This window comes from Arthrobacter sp. AOP36-F1-5, assembly GCF_058137995.1.
Genome location: NZ_CM176892.1, coordinates 2,763,211 through 2,778,437, shown reverse-complemented (window position 1 = coordinate 2,778,437; position 15,227 = coordinate 2,763,211). Strand labels below are relative to the sequence as shown.

Here is a 15,227-nt window from a genome sequence, read left to right as displayed (position 1 = left end):
CGGTGCACCTAGGCGGCGCGGCCCAGGAGGGTGGCGATCCGACCGATGCCTTCGGCCAGATCGTCATCACCGAGCGCGTAGGACAAGCGTAGGAAACCCGAGGGACCAAAGGCCTCGCCGGGGACCACGGCCACCTCGGCCTTTTCCAGGATCAAGGCGGCCAACTCGGCAGATGTCTGCGGGCGGACGCCGTCAATCTCCCGGCCCAAAAGACCGCGGACATCGGCGTAGACGTAGAAGGCGCCCTTCGGGGTGGGGCATTCCACCCCGTCGATGGCATTCAGCCCAGCAACGATGGCCTTGCGCCGACGGTCGAAGGCAGTCCGCATCTCATCCACGGCATCCAACGGGCCAGCGACGGCAGCCAAAGCTGCCATCTGGGGGACGTTGGCGACGTTCGACGTCGCATGGGACTGCAGGTTGGTGGCCGCCTTGATGACATCCGAGGGGCCGATCATCCAACCCACCCGCCAACCGGTCATCGCATAGGTCTTGGCCACGCCGTTGAGGATGACGACCCGGTCACCTAATTCCGGGGCTGCGGTGGCGATCGAGGTGAACTTCGCGTCGTCGTAGGTCAGATGTTCGTAGATCTCGTCGGTGACGACCCATAGGCCCTTCGCCGCGGCCCACCGGCCGATTTCGGCGACCATCTCCGGAGGGTAGACGGCGCCGGTCGGGTTGGAGGGGGAAACGAAGACCAGGATCTTGGTGCGCTCGGTCAGCGCTGCCTCGAGCTGCTCGGTTGTCACCAAGTACCCCTGCTCGGGACCTGCGAAGACCTCCACCGGCACGCCGCCCGCCAAGCGGATCGCTTCGGGGTAGGTCGTCCAATAGGGGGTGGGGACGATGACTTCGTCGCCAGGATCCAACAGGGTCGCAAACGTGTTGTACACCGCCTGCTTGCCACCATTGGTGACCAAGACCTGGGAGTCCTCCACGGCATAGCCCGAATCCCGCAGGGTTTTGGCTGCTATGGCTGCCTTCAATTCCGGCAGGCCCGAGGCGGGGGAGTAGCGGTGGAATCGTGGGTTGCGGGCCGCTTCGATCGCGGCCTCCACAACATAGTCGGGCGTCGGGAAATCGGGTTCGCCGGCACCGAACCCGATGACGGGACGCCCGGCGGCCTTAAGCGCCTTGGCCTTGGCGTCCACGGCGAGCGTGGCTGATTCGGCGATCGATCCGATGCGTCGGGAAATGCGTGACATGGGTTCGCTTCCTGGGGTCGAGGGCGTGGGGCCTAGCTGATTCCAGCTTAGCCGCGCTCCGCCGGGCGGCACAGAATGCGTCACCAGGCCCATGGAAGTCAGGCCAAGACAGTCGGTCCGCGAGGTCGATCCGGTTCGACTTGTGGGTGGTCAATGCGTAGACTGTTCCCTCGGTGTTGGATTACGCCTCGACGCGGTGTGCTTGAAGGGCCACCACGGCGGGACGGACGACCAATCCGAAGGGTAGTGGCGCAATTGGTAGCGCAGCGGTCTCCAAAACCGCAGGTTGCAGGTTCGAGTCCTGTCTGCCCTGCGCAGTGGCAACCCACATCTTGGATGTGGGGGCTCGGCGAAATCCACGTCACGGTGTGTTGCGGCCGACAGGCCGCGGTACACCGTGATTGTTTCAAGATGCGAAGAACTCGAATCGAGGCACAGTGACCGAAGCAACAACGGGACGCTCCACGGGCTCCCCCCGAGGCGGCAAGCCCGCCAAGGGCGGTTTCTTTGCGCGTATCGCCTTGTTCTTCCGCCAGGTCATTTCCGAGCTGAAGAAGGTCGTCACCCCGACCCGTAGCGAGTTGGTGAACTACACGCTGACCGTTCTGGGTTTCGTGATCCTGGTGATGCTGATCGTTAGCGGGCTGGACCTGTTGTTCGGAAACGGCGCGATCCTGGTCTTCACCAACCCACCGGAGCAGTAGCGGCTGCCGACGCCCCCGAAGAGGGCGATGTCGGTATCCCTCGGCCCAGCCACGATGAAATGTTCTGGTTTACCAGTCAAAGAAAGCAGGAACCGCAGTGTCCGAGCAGGAACTCGAACCGCAGGCCAACGACGACGCCGTTGAGCAGGCAACCGAGGCCGACGCCGTAGAGGCGCCGGTCGATTCCGTCGTTTCGGAACAGACCCCGGCCGCCGAGGCGTCCGAGGAAACCGCGGACGACGCCTCCAACGCCGATGAATCCACCGCCACGGGCGAGGACGAAGCAGCAGGGGCTCCCGAACTGTCCCCCGAGGAGGCCGTTGCGGCCGCCAAGGAGGAATACCGGACCAAGCTGCGCCGCCAGCCCGGTGACTGGTACGTCATCCACTCCTACGCCGGTTATGAGAACCGTGTGAAGGTGAACCTGGAGACCCGCGCCCAGACCCTGGGCATGGAGGATTTCATCTATGAAATCCAGGTCCCCATGGAAGAGGTCGTGGAAATCAAGAACACGACCCGGAAGATCGTTCGCCGCGTGCGCATCCCCGGCTATGTCCTGGTGCGCATGGAGCTGACCGACGAATCGTGGGGCACCGTACGTCACACCCCCGGTGTCACAGGTTTCGTGGGCAACGCCCATGACCCGACACCGCTGAGCCTCGACGAGGTGTTCTCCATGCTCGAGCACACCATCGTGACCGAGGAACCCGCGCAGGAAGGCGGCTCCTCGAAGCCGGGGCGCGCCCCGATCACCGAGGTCAACGTCGACTTCACCGTGGGGGAGTCCGTGACCGTCAACGATGGTCCGTTCGAAACCCTCCCGGCAACGATCAGCGAGATCAAGCTCGAGTCCCAGCAACTCGTGGTCCTCGTGTCGATCTTCGAACGCGAGACCCCGGTGACGCTGTCGTTCAGCCAGGTCACGAAGATCCAGTAGGGATCACCGAAGACTTCGTTCCCAGCGCGGCCGCTTTCCGCAGCTGGAAACGACCAAGGCCGTCGCGCCACGGCGGCCACCACCCCGGAACACGCTCCTGTGTTCCGCGGGAAACGCAATGAGAAGAAGGTCCCGATATGGCCCCGAAGAAGAAAAAGGTTTCCGGCCTCATCAAGCTGCAGATCCAGGCAGGTGCCGCCAACCCGGCCCCGCCGATCGGTCCGGCACTTGGTCAGCACGGCGTGAACATCATGGAGTTCTGCAAGGCGTACAACGCCGCCACGGAATCCCAGCGCGGCAACGTCATCCCGGTGGAGATCACGGTCTACGAAGACCGTTCCTTCACCTTCATCACCAAGACGCCGCCGGCTGCTGAGCTCATCAAGAAGGCTGCGGGCGTTGCCAAGGGCTCCTCCACGCCGCATACCGATAAGGTCGGCAAGCTCTCCGCCGCACAGGTCGAGGAGATCGCCAACACCAAGATGGAGGACCTGAACGCCAACGACGTCCAGGCCGCCGCAAAGATCGTCGCCGGCACTGCCCGCTCCATGGGCATCACCGTCGAAGGCTAAGACCGCCTCACCGTTTCCGTCCCGGCGGAAACACCCACCAAACATCAAAGAACGACGTCGGAAGCCTCCAACCGGTGGCAGCCACCGACGTCCTAGTGGCAGGGTCCAGCGCGATCCACGAATGACCACGACTGCATAAGGAGAACAAGCAGATGGCAAAGCGCAGCAAAGCATTCCAGGCAGCTGTCGCCAAGATTGATGGCGACAACCTGTACTCCCCGACCGAGGCCATTGCCTTGGCCAAGGAAACCGGCTCCGCGAAGACGGATTCGACCGTAGAGGTCGCCTTCCGCCTGGGCGTCGATCCCCGTAAGGCCGATCAGATGGTCCGCGGTACGGTCAACCTGCCCCACGGCACCGGCAAGACCGCCCGCGTGCTGGTCTTCGCCAACGGCGATAAGGCCGAAGCGGCCATCGCCGCCGGCGCCGACTTCGTTGGCTCCGACGACCTGATTGAAAAGATCCAGGGCGGCTGGACCGACTTCGACGCCGCCGTGGCCACCCCTGACCTCATGGGCAAGGTTGGACGTCTGGGCAAGGTCCTGGGCCCGCGTAACCTGATGCCGAACCCGAAGACCGGCACGGTGACCATGGACGTCGCCAAGGCCGTCAACGACATCAAGGGTGGCAAGATCGACTTCCGCGTCGACAAGCACTCCAACCTGCACTTCATCATCGGCAAGGTGTCCTTCGACGCCGACAAGCTGGCGGAGAACTACGCAGCAGCGCTCGAAGAGGTTCTGCGCCTGAAGCCTTCGGCTTCCAAGGGCCGCTACATCTCGAAGGCGACCGTGGCCACCACCTTCGGCCCCGGCATCCCGGTGGACCCGAACGTGACCAAGGTCATCGCCGACGCCTAATTGGCAGAGGCTCCCCGATCAGGTGGAACCGCAGGAACCCCCGCACCTCACGGTGCGGGGGTTTTTGGGTTAACCCGTGCGAGCGGAAAGTGGATCGGCCGGCCCCTTTACCCGGGAGGACCGGACTCGCTAGAATATTGATTGAGAAGTGCCAATCAGTGGTTTGATGTAGCTGTCTGCCGCTCTGACCACCAGCGGAAGGCCGCCATGCCAGAACAACTCACGCTTCGAGAGCTGCCCATTCCGGCCACCCTGCAAGGGCCCGGCGGCGCCGAGTTCTCGGCCATCCGCAGCCTCTTCCGACAGTCGGGGATTGAAGAGCTCGGACACGATGACCTGGTCACCGGGGACGCCGTCGAAATCGCCCGTGTCCAACCCAGCGCCTACGGCAGGCATATGATCCACATGATTGGTGACGGAGAGGAGCCGGGAGCGGACATTATTGCTGCGGCCATCGTTTTCCTGCCGCTGGCCGAAAACCGCCAGTCGGCCGACATCGATCTCGTCGTGGCTGGGCCGAGGCGGTCCCACGGGCTGGGCAGCCGGCTCCTTCGGCGGGTTGCCGACCTCTGCCTGGAAGACAACCGCACCGTACTGAACCTCTATACCGGAGTCTCGCTGGAAAACGGCGGCGAGGGGGTGGCCGCGGACCCTGCGGAGGGAATCCTGAGGCCGGATTCGGGGGCCGGATGGATCAGCACCGCGGCGCCGGGGCCCGCCTTTGCCCACCGGCACGGCTTCACGCTGGGCCTGGTGGACCGTGGCAGCCGAGTGGGGATCAGCGCAGCAGACGGTGCTTCGTTGGTGCGCCTGGAAAAGCAAGCTGCCGTGGCCGGGCCCGGGTACGTTCTCGAATCCTGGACGGGGCCGGTTCCCGAGGCCCACGTGGCAGATTACTGCAGGATTATTGAGCGAATGGACATCGACCCTCCAGCAGGTGGACTGAGCTTCGAACCCTCGCGCTGGGACGGCGATCGGCTGCGCACGATGGAGGCGCGGCGACGGAAGCAGGGAACCACCTCCGTGGTCACGGTCGCCCGGGACCTCGGCAGTGGCCAACTCGTGGCCTATACGGAGCTGGTGGTCTTCGACGGGCAGGAACGGATCGCCTTCCAAGAGGGGACACTCGTTCTTCCGGAACATCGGGGCCACCGCCTCGGTTTACGGGTCAAGGCGGCCAACCATCGGCGGATCCTGGACGCCTTGCCCCGGGTCGAGCGCATCTATACCTGGAATGCTGCGGAGAATTCCTACATGCTCCACGTCAATGAGGCCCTCGGGTTCGCCGCCTGCATGGTCGAAGGCGAATGGACCCGGACCTCGGGGGTGCCCCTGCCCCCCAACGGCTAAATGGCGTTCAAGGTCCGTTCTGGGGGAAGATGGCAGCGGAGCCTTCTGCGACCCAATGCTGCGGCATCGGTCAGATCCCGAGGTCCCACACCACCGGCAGATGAAAGTCCCCTTGCTGCCCAGGCCCAACACTCTGTTGGTCTTCGGGGCTCCATGCCAAATGTTGAAGAACCGCCAACGGAGGAGTTCTCCCATGTCAACGAGCCAACCACCCGTCCCTCCCGAGAAGACGGTTTCCACCAGGCGGGCCGTCGTTCCGGCCTGGAACCGGTTCGACACCAGCTGGACTCTGGGCCTGTTCGGTACCGCGGTCGGCGCAGGCATTCTCTTCCTGCCCATGAACGCCGGGCTGGGAGGGTTATGGCCGCTACTCATCGCTACGGTGTTGATCTGGCCGATGACGTACTATTCCCACCGGGCGCTATCCCGTATCGTTTGCGCCTCGCCGAACCCGGACCAGGACATCACCGGGGTAGTGCGGAACTACTTCGGGGAGAACGCCGGCCGCGTGGTCACGTTCTTGTACTTCCTGGCGATCTACCCCATTGTGCTGATCTACGGGGTGGGCATCACCAATACCGTCGAAAGCCTGATGGTCAATCAGCTCGGGATGGACCCGTGGCCTCGCTGGCTCTTGGCCGGGCTGCTCATCCTCCTGCTGTCCTCGGTGATGGTCGCCGGTCAGAAAGTCATGCTGGTCGTCACCCAATGGCTGGTCTACCCGCTCATCGCCGTGCTCTTGGCGGTCACGCTCCTGCTCATCCCGTCCTGGTCCTTCGAAGGGTTCGGTGCGTTTCCCGCAGTTGGCGACTTCGCGATGTCGCTGTGGCTGATGATTCCTGTCCTGGTCTTCTCCTTCAACCATTCCCCGGCCATCTCCCAGTTTTCCGTGTCTTTACGCGAACGCTATGGCGTCGGGTCGGTGGATAAGGCCTCATCGATCCTGCGCGGGGTCGCAACCCTGCTGGTCGTCTTCACGATGGGCTTCGTATGGTCATGCGTCCTGGCCCTAGGCCCGGCGGGGCTACAGGATGCCAAGGATGCGAATCTGCCGGTCCTTTCCCACTTGGCCAATGTCATGGACATGCCGATCATTGCCTGGCTGGGCCCAGCGGTGGCCATTGCCGCCATCGCCTCCTCCTTCTTCGGCCATTGGCTAGGTGCCGCCGAAGGAGCCACGGCGATCGTCCGGACCATGGTGGATCCGCAACAGAAGCGCATCAGCGACCGTGCCCTGAAAATCGGGGTGAGCACCTTCCTTATCGTCACGACCTGGGTAGCGGGCATCCTCAATCCAAGCATCCTGTCGCTGATCGAATCGTTGGCTGGCCCCGTGATCGCCGCCGTGCTCTACCTGATGCCCATGTACGCCATCCACAAGGTTCCCGCCCTGGCCCGGTTCCGGGGGAGGGCCTCCAACGTCTTCGTGGTCATTGCAGGCATCGTCGCCGTCGGCGGCATCCTCATTAGCCTGCTGCGCTGATGGATGGGGTGGCGCCCGCGGAACCTCGACGGCGCCACCCAGACCCGATTTGGTACTCGGGTAGGTCTACAGATAAACTAGACGAACCAAAGACCGTCGGTCGGTGGTAGCCCGTGCCAGCATGGGAAACCATCCGAAAGTCCCAGCTTCTGGGCGGCCTACGCAGGTGAACGAAGCCTTTCTTTTTCTGGCGATTACCCGTTGGAAAAAGCCAAGCCCCGTGCATCTGCGCGGGGCGTTTTTTATGCCAGCCCTTCCGGGCTCGTGGACCGGTCAGACCGACTCATAAACAATCCCCGGAAGGAGGGTTATGGCAACGCAAATCAAGATTTCAGCAGTTCAGGAAATCATCAACGACTTCAAGGAGTCGAGCGCCGCTGTCCTGACCGAATACCGTGGGCTCAGCGTTGCACAGCTCCAGGAGTTGCGCCGTGCGCTTGGTGCAGACACCAAGTTCTCGGTTGTGAAGAACACCCTGACGGGCATCGCAGCCAAGGAAGCCGGCATCGATTCGTTCGATGGCCAGCTGGCCGGCCCGACCGCCATCGCCTTCATCAAGGGCGATGCAGTGGCCGCGACCAAGAGCCTGACGGATTTCGCGAAGTCCAACGAAAAGCTGATCGTCAAGTCCGGCTACTTCGAGGGTGCGTCCATGGACGCCGCTCAGGTGGTCGCCTTCGGTGCGCTTGAGTCCCGCGAACACCAGTTGGCCCGCATCGCCGGTGTCCTGCAGGCTCCGGCTTCCGCCGCAGTCCGCACCATCGATGCACTGCGCGCCAAGCGTGAAGAAGGTGGTGCAGCGTCGGCTCCGGCCGAAGCTTCTGCCGCCGAGGCCGAGGAAGCACCTGCTGCCGACGCTGCCACCGAAGAAGCCTAAAGGCTCTTCAAACCACCAAAAATCTCGTGGCACCATAGCGTGCCGCCCCACTGAAAGGACGCCACATCATGGCGAAGCTCAGCACAGAAGAGCTCCTTGAGGCCTTCAAGGAAATGACCATCGTCGAGCTCTCCGAGTTCGTTAAGACCTTCGAAGAGACCTTCGACGTCACCGCTGCAGCCGTTGCTGTTGCCGGCCCGGCCGGCGGTGCCGCTGAGGCAGCCGAGGAGCAGAGCGAATTCGACGTCATCCTCGAAGGCCCCGGCGACAAGAAGATCGCAGTCATCAAGGAGGTCCGCGCACTGACCTCACTGGGTCTGAAGGAAGCCAAGGACCTCGTTGACGGCGCCCCGAAGGCCGTCCTGGAAGGCGCATCCAAGGATGCTGCCGACAAGGCCAAGGAGGCCCTCGAGGCCGCCGGCGCTAGCGTTACTCTCAAGTAACCAGCAAGCAACATGAGCGTTGCCCCGTCCACCGACCAGGTGGGCGGGGCAACGCTGTTTAACCGGTGGCCAGAAGGAGCCAGCCCTCGTGACGCCCGTCATATTGTTGAAGAAGTTCCACTCCGCTTTGCTAGCGTGACATGTAACGACTTGATAACGTAGACGGAGAGCGACAGGAGTGGGCGGCATGGACTACGGCACGGCAACACTCCAAAAGCAGGCCCCCACCGGGGTTGTCACCACGGCAGCCGAGGCTGGCAGTACTCCGCCGGATGCGGGACAAGCTCCCCGCGGCAAACCTCGTATGGCTTTGCTTGACGGGCTACGTCTCGTAGCCGCCGTGGGAGTGATCCTCTACCACTACACGGCATGGCACCACGGCTACTGGGGCGTCGAGCCGGCCAAGGCCGCCTGGCCAAATCTCTCCCGTCTGTCAGTATTCGGGAACATGGGAGTCCAGCTGTTCTTCGTCATCAGCGGCTTCGTCATCCTGCTCTCGGCCTATGGGAAGCGGCCGGCACAATTTATCGGTTCACGTGTCGGCCGGCTCTTTCCCGCCTACTGGGTGGCGGTGCTCGCCACCGGGGTGCTCATCTTCTTCATCTGGCCAGTGATGGGCAAGCGGCTTTCCTTCTCCGACTGGGCCGTGAACCTGACGATGATGCAGCGCGGCTTCAACGTCCCGTATGTCGACGGCGTCTACTGGACCCTTTGGGCCGAAATGCGCTTCTACGGGCTGGTCCTGTTGTTGATGATGTTGGGCTGGGTGACGTGTCGTCGGATACTGGCGTTTGCCGTGATCTGGCCGCTGGTCGGCCTCCTAGCTCCACTGATTCCCAGTAACTTTGTTCGGCAGGCACTGATCCCCGAACATGCTGCCCTTTTTGCTGGCGGCATTTGCCTCTTCCTCATCTACCGGTTCGGCCACACGCCGATGCGATGGGCTGCCTTGGGGTTGAACGTGGTCCAAGCTGCGGTGCTGACCGGTCAGAAGGGGGCGGAGGAAGCCGCCAGCCTTGTCGGATACCAGATCCCGGAACAGGCCTACTGGGCTATCGTCGTCGGAATCTTCGCCCTGATCGCCCTGCTGACGTTGACGCCCTTGAGTCGGGTCAATCTTCCTGGACTCGCGTTGGCGGGGGCGCTGACGTATCCCATCTATTTGCTGCACGAGATCTGGGGTTGGTGGATCATCGACCAGCTCAGCGGATACCTCCCGCGGCCGGTGGTCCTGATGATCGCCATGGGGGCCGCGGCGGTGGCCGCCTATCTGGTGTATCGGTTCGTCGAGCAGACACTGGGCCGGCGCCTGGGCAAAGCCGTCACCGCGCGGGTCGATGACCTGACAGTCTTGCTGGACAGGGGGAGGGGACTCGCCGAACGGGTCAATCGAGCCGACGCCCGGCGCCAGTCGGCCGCCCGCGTGGTTCCCCATACCCAAGGAGGAATCACTCGGGGCCTTTAGCCGGAGGGGGTGATGCGGAAACGGGCAACGGCGCAAGGCGTTCACCCCGGCAGCGTTCCGCCACCGCATCGTGCCGGACCAGCCGAGGCCGGACTGGAAGGTTGGCGGTCCCGGGGTGCCGTGGCCATGCACCGGCCGGGGAGGCCAGGAACTGAAAAGAAACTGAAAGCGGTCCGCGACAACCAGCCGCGGACCGCTCCCTGACGCCCGAAGGCGGAATGCTCCTACCTATCAGGCATCACGGAAGAGCAGCAATGCCTCGCCCTGGCCTCCGCCGCCGCAGAGGCTGACAGCTGCCTTGCCCGCACCTCGGCGTTGCAGCTCGAGTGCTGCATGCAAGGCCAGCCGGGCACCCGAGGCGCCGATCGGGTGGCCCAAGGCGATGGCGCCACCGTGGAGGTTGGTCTTCTCCAGTGGGTAGTCCAGATCCTTGAGCGACTGGCAGGCGACCGAACCGAAGGCCTCGTTGATTTCAATGAAGTCCAGGTCCGATACCGTCCAGCCGGCCTTGCCCAGGGCCGCGGTGATGGCATTGGAAGGTTGTGAGTGCAAGGACGTATCCGGGCCGGCAACCTGCCCCGGAGCGCCGATGACCGCCAAGATCTCCAGGCCATGTTTTTCCGCGTATTCGCGCGATGCCACCACCACTGCCGCGGCACCATCGGAGAGTGGGGAGGAATTTCCGGCAGTAATGGTGCCTTCCTTGGCGAAAGCCGAGCGCAGGCCACCGAGCTTCTCGGCCGTGGTGTCCGGCCGGATACCCTCGTCGGAGTCGACGGTGAGCGGATCGCCCTTGCGTTGCGGAACGGAGAGCGACAGGATCTCTTCGTCGAAGATCCCGGCTTCACGGGCAGCTGCTGCCCGGGTGTGGGACGCGGCGGCGACTTCGTCCTGTGAGGCCCGATCGATGCCGAGTTCGCCGTTCCGGGTCTCGGTGCTGACGCCCATGGACTGGCCGTCGAAGGCGTCGGTGAGCCCATCGTGATCGACGGAGTCAATGGCCGTGAAACTTCCGTAGTTCCACCCCTTGCGGCTGCCGGGCAGAATATGCGGGGCGTTGGTCATGGATTCCTGACCGCCGGCCACAACGACGTCTGCTTCACCCAGGCGGACCATGCGGGCGGCGTCGGTGATTGCGGCCAGGCCCGAAAGGCAGACCTTGTTGATGGTCACGGTGGGCACGTCCCATCCAATGCCTGCCTTGATGGCCGACTGCCGGGCAGGGTTTTGTCCGCAGCCGGCCTGGACGACGTGGCCCATGATGACCGACTGCACATCGGCGGCCGGAACGCCGGCCTTCTCCAGGGCGCCGGTGATGGCGGCAGCGCCGAGCTCTACGGCGCTAAAGCCCGCAAGCTGGCCCTTGAGGCGGGTAAAGGGGGTCCGGGCTCCTGAAACGAGGACTGCCTCACGTGGATCGGACATGGTGGTGCTCGCTTTCGCTGGGGGAACTACTTCATGTTCAATTATCGTGACGTGGAGCATAAAGACCAAAGCGGGCTGCTTCGCTCGGAGATGGCGCAGACTGAAGGCGGGGTCGGAAATTATTTTTCCGGCCTACGGGCATTTCTTGCGAGCATCTAGTATGGTAGACAGATTCTCTACGGACGTGTACTGTGGATCTTTGCGTCTTCCCTCTTTCCAATCGGCCTTCATATAGCGGTGGGCCCGATGTTCGGTGGTGTTCCGGGTTCCTCATCCCGGGCGGGGGTTGGCGCCGGAAACCTGACGGTCTGTGGAAGGATCCCTCTTGGTCGCCTCGAGCACCTCAAATCATCAAACCGCTAGTTCGGCTCGTACCGCTGAAGCGGCTGGCCGAATTTCATTCGCAAAGATCCACGAACCTCTGGATGTGCCGAACCTGCTGGCATTGCAGGTCGAGAGCTTCGATTGGCTCGTCGGCAACGATAACTGGAAGGCCCGTCTGGAGACGGCGCGTGCCGAGGGCATCACCAGTGTCGCCGACACGTCCGGTCTGGCAGAGATCTTCGAAGAGATCTCCCCGATCGAGGACTTCCAGGGCACCATGTCCCTGAGCTTCTCGGAACCGGAGTTCGCGGACCCGAAGTACACCGAAGCCGAGTGCAAGGACCGCGACGCCACGTTCGCCGCGCCGTTGTACGTCAAGGCCGAGTTCATGAACAACAACACGGGCGAAATCAAGCAGCAGACCGTGTTCATGGGTGACTTCCCGTTGATGACCGGCAAGGGCACCTTCATCATCAACGGCACCGAGCGTGTCGTGGTCTCCCAACTGGTGCGTTCCCCGGGCGCCTACTTCGAGCGCACCCCGGACAAGACCAGTGACAAGGACATCTTCACGGCGAAGATCATCCCGTCCCGTGGTGCTTGGTTCGAACTCGAAATCGACAAGCGCGATCAGGTCGGCGTGCGTCTGGACCGCAAGCGCAAGCAGTCAGTAACCGTACTGCTGAAGGCCCTCGGGTGGACCGAAGGCCGCATCCTCGAGGAGTTCGGCCAGTACGACTCCATCCGCGCGACCCTGGAAAAGGACGCGACGGAGACCAAGGAGGAGGCGCTGCTGGACATCTACCGCAAGCTGCGTCCGGGTGAGCCGCCGACGGTCGATGCCGCTGAAGCGCTGCTTGACAACCTCTACTTCAACTCCAAGCGTTACGACCTGGCCAAGGTTGGTCGCTATAAGATCAACCACAAGCTCGGCGTGGAGACCCCGCTGGACGCTGCTGACGCATCGGTGCTGAACATCGACGACATCGTCGCGATGATCAAGTTCCTCGTTGCTCTGCACGCCGGTGAACCCACCGTTCCTGGCGTCCGCAAGGGCGTAAAGGCGGATATCCGGGTCGAGGTCGATGACATCGACCACTTCGGCAACCGTCGCATCCGCGCCGTCGGCGAACTCATCGAGAACCAGGTCCGGACCGGCCTGTCCCGCATGGAGCGCGTCGTCCGTGAACGGATGACCACCCAGGACGTCGAGGCCATCACGCCGCAGACGCTGATCAACATCCGACCCGTGGTCGCTGCGATCAAGGAGTTCTTCGGAACCTCACAGCTTTCGCAGTTCATGGACCAGAACAACCCGCTCGCCGGACTGACGCATAAGCGTCGACTGTCCGCGCTGGGCCCGGGTGGTCTGTCCCGTGACCGAGCCGGCATGGAAGTCCGTGACGTGCACCCCTCGCACTACGGCCGTATGTGCCCCATCGAAACCCCCGAAGGCCCGAACATCGGCCTGATCGGTTCGCTGGCTACCTACGCCCGCATCAACAACTTCGGCTTCATCGAGTCCCCGTACCGCAAGGTCGTCAACGGCCAGGTCACCGACCAGGTCGACTACCTGACCGCCGACGAGGAACTCGAAAGCATTATCGCCCAGGCGAATGCACCGATGACCGATGACCTGCGCTTCGCCGAGGACCTGGTCCTCTGCCGTGAGCGTGGCGGCGGCGGCGAGCCCGTGCTCGTCGAACCGGCCGAAATCGACTACATGGACGTCTCCCCGCGCCAGATGGTCTCCGCGGCCACCGCGCTGATCCCGTTCCTGGAGCACGACGACGCCAACCGCGCCCTCATGGGTGCGAACATGCAGCGCCAGGCCGTGCCGCTGTTGGCTTCGGAAGCCCCGCTGGTGGGTACCGGCATGGAGAAGTACGTGGCGGTCGACGCCGGCGACTCCATCACCGCTGCCAAGCCGGGCGTGGTCACCGAGGTGTCCGCCGATCTGGTCACCGTCATGAACGACGACGGAACCGACTCCGCCTACCCGATCATGAAGTTCGCCCGTTCAAACCACGGCAACGCCTACAACCAGCGGGTGCGGGTCTCCGAAGGCGAACGTCTGGAATACCAGTCGATCATCGCCGACGGCCCGTCCACCGACAATGGTGAGCTGGCGTTGGGTAAGAACCTGCTGGTGGCCTTCATGTCCTGGGAAGGACATAACTTCGAGGACGCCATCATCCTGTCCCAGCGGATGGTTTCCGACGACGTGATGACGTCCATCCACATCGAAGAGCACGAGGTCGATGCCCGCGACACCAAGCTTGGTGCCGAGGAAATCACCCGAGACATCCCGAACGTTTCCGAAGAAATTCTGGGACAGCTCGACGAACGTGGCATCATCCACATCGGTGCCGAGGTCGAGGCCGGTGACATCCTCGTTGGCCGTGTCACCCCCAAGGGCGAAACGGAACTGACCCCTGAAGAGCGCCTGCTGCGGGCCATCTTCGGCGAGAAGTCACGCGAAGTGCGTGACACCTCCCTGAAGGTTCCCCACGGCGAATCCGGCACCGTCATCGGGGTCCGGATCTTCGAACGGGATAACGACGACGAACTGCCTCCGGGCGTGAACCAGTTGGTCCGCGTCTACGTGGCCCAGAAGCGCAAGATCGCCGACGGCGACAAGCTGGCCGGGCGTCACGGCAACAAGGGCGTCATCTCCAAGATCCTGCCGGTCGAGGACATGCCGTTCCTGGAGGACGGCACCCCGGTCGACGTCGTCTTGAACCCGTTGGGTGTTCCTGGCCGTATGAACGTCGGACAGGTCCTGGAAATCCACCTTGGCTGGGCAGCGAAGCAGGGTTGGAAGATCGAGGGTGAGCCGGACTGGGTGAAGGAACTGCCCAACCTGCCCCGCGAATCAGGCCCCACGACCGTCGCCACTCCGGTGTTCGACGGTGCAGAGGAAGACGAGATCCGCGGACTGCTGGACCACACCAATGTCACCCGGGATGGCGATCGCCTGATCGGCAACTCCGGCAAGGCCAAGCTGTTTGACGGCCGCTCCGGACAGCCCTTCCCGGACCAGGTGTCCGTGGGCTACATGTACATCCTGAAGCTGCACCACCTGGTCGACGACAAGATCCACGCTCGTTCGACCGGACCGTACTCCATGATCACGCAGCAGCCGCTGGGTGGTAAGGCACAGTTCGGTGGCCAGCGCTTCGGTGAGATGGAAGTCTGGGCCCTCGAGGCCTATGGCGCGGCGTACACGCTGCAGGAACTGCTGACCATCAAGTCCGATGACATCCACGGCCGCGTGAAGGTTTACGAGGCCATCGTGAAGGGCGAGAACATCCCGGAACCGGGTGTTCCGGAGTCCTTCAAGGTGCTCATCAAGGAAATGCAGTCACTCTGCCTCAACGTGGAGGTCCTCTCCACCGATGGCAATCCCATTGAGATGCGGGACTCGGACGAAGAAGTGTTCCGGGCTGCGGAAGAGCTGGGCATCGACCTTTCCCGGGCCGAGCCAAGCTCCGTCGACGAGGTTTAGCACGACGGGCGGGGGCCCGGCATCCATGCCGGGCGTCCGTCGTCGACCGCTTTCCTTTTCCCCACCCCAGC

At 63.3% G+C, this 15,227-nt stretch carries 12 protein-coding genes and 1 tRNA gene; 11 read left to right on the top strand and 2 right to left on the bottom strand.

Features of this window, described 5'->3' with window-relative positions:
• Window positions 1-8: 8 nt before the first annotated feature.
• Window positions 9-1,208 (bottom strand): pyridoxal phosphate-dependent aminotransferase, encoded by a 1,200-nt coding sequence (locus AC3ZI9_RS12680; protein WP_087000258.1) that lies wholly within the window; start codon window positions 1,206-1,208, stop codon window positions 9-11.
• A 240-nt stretch (window positions 1,209-1,448) separates the two neighbouring features.
• Here AC3ZI9_RS12680 and AC3ZI9_RS12675 point away from each other — a divergent pair.
• The 10 genes from AC3ZI9_RS12675 (at window position 1,449) to AC3ZI9_RS12630 (ending at window position 9,899) form a co-directional block, all read left to right on the top strand.
• Window positions 1,449-1,521, top strand: a tRNA-Trp gene (locus tag AC3ZI9_RS12675).
• 124 nt (window positions 1,522-1,645) lie between these two features.
• Entirely contained in the window at window positions 1,646-1,912 is a 267-nt protein-coding gene (gene secE / locus AC3ZI9_RS12670) for a preprotein translocase subunit SecE (RefSeq protein WP_087000260.1), read from the top strand.
• Between the two features lie 97 nt (window positions 1,913-2,009).
• The gene (gene nusG / locus AC3ZI9_RS12665) at window positions 2,010-2,849 is read left to right on the top strand and encodes a transcription termination/antitermination protein NusG (RefSeq protein ID WP_087000262.1); all 840 of its coding nucleotides are present in this window, start codon (window positions 2,010-2,012) and stop codon (window positions 2,847-2,849) included.
• A gap of 137 nt (window positions 2,850-2,986) precedes the next feature.
• Window positions 2,987-3,421, top strand: a complete 435-nt coding sequence (gene rplK, locus AC3ZI9_RS12660; RefSeq protein ID WP_087000264.1) for a 50S ribosomal protein L11 — start codon at window positions 2,987-2,989, stop codon at window positions 3,419-3,421.
• 152 nt (window positions 3,422-3,573) lie between these two features.
• Complete coding sequence (gene rplA, locus AC3ZI9_RS12655) at window positions 3,574-4,281, top strand: 50S ribosomal protein L1 (protein WP_087000266.1); 708 nt, start codon at window positions 3,574-3,576, stop codon at window positions 4,279-4,281.
• Window positions 4,282-4,488: 207 nt separating this feature from the next.
• Window positions 4,489-5,631: a hypothetical protein gene (locus AC3ZI9_RS12650; RefSeq protein WP_096223381.1), complete on the top strand. Its 1,143-nt coding sequence runs from the start codon at window positions 4,489-4,491 to the stop codon at window positions 5,629-5,631.
• A gap of 193 nt (window positions 5,632-5,824) precedes the next feature.
• Entirely contained in the window at window positions 5,825-7,114 is a 1,290-nt protein-coding gene (locus AC3ZI9_RS12645; RefSeq protein WP_096223380.1) for an aromatic amino acid transport family protein, read from the top strand.
• A gap of 310 nt (window positions 7,115-7,424) precedes the next feature.
• On the top strand, window positions 7,425-7,991 hold the full coding sequence (rplJ, locus tag AC3ZI9_RS12640; protein WP_096223379.1) for a 50S ribosomal protein L10: 567 nt from the start codon (window positions 7,425-7,427) through the stop codon (window positions 7,989-7,991).
• A gap of 68 nt (window positions 7,992-8,059) precedes the next feature.
• Window positions 8,060-8,434 (top strand): 50S ribosomal protein L7/L12, encoded by a 375-nt coding sequence (gene rplL, locus AC3ZI9_RS12635; protein ID WP_087000275.1) that lies wholly within the window; start codon window positions 8,060-8,062, stop codon window positions 8,432-8,434.
• Between the two features lie 187 nt (window positions 8,435-8,621).
• Window positions 8,622-9,899 carry an acyltransferase family protein gene (locus AC3ZI9_RS12630; RefSeq protein ID WP_443390647.1) on the top strand — a complete coding sequence of 426 codons (1,278 nt, stop codon included), beginning with the start codon at window positions 8,622-8,624 and terminating at the stop codon, window positions 9,897-9,899.
• Window positions 9,900-10,130: 231 nt separating this feature from the next.
• On the opposite strand, the gene AC3ZI9_RS12625 is transcribed toward AC3ZI9_RS12630, so the two are convergent.
• Window positions 10,131-11,324 (bottom strand): acetyl-CoA C-acetyltransferase, encoded by a 1,194-nt coding sequence (locus AC3ZI9_RS12625; protein WP_087000280.1) that lies wholly within the window; start codon window positions 11,322-11,324, stop codon window positions 10,131-10,133.
• 325 nt (window positions 11,325-11,649) lie between these two features.
• Here AC3ZI9_RS12625 and rpoB point away from each other — a divergent pair, with 325 nt between their 5' ends.
• Complete coding sequence (gene rpoB, locus AC3ZI9_RS12620; RefSeq protein ID WP_096223409.1) at window positions 11,650-15,156, top strand: DNA-directed RNA polymerase subunit beta; 3,507 nt, start codon at window positions 11,650-11,652, stop codon at window positions 15,154-15,156.
• Window positions 15,157-15,227 lie beyond the last annotated feature (71 nt).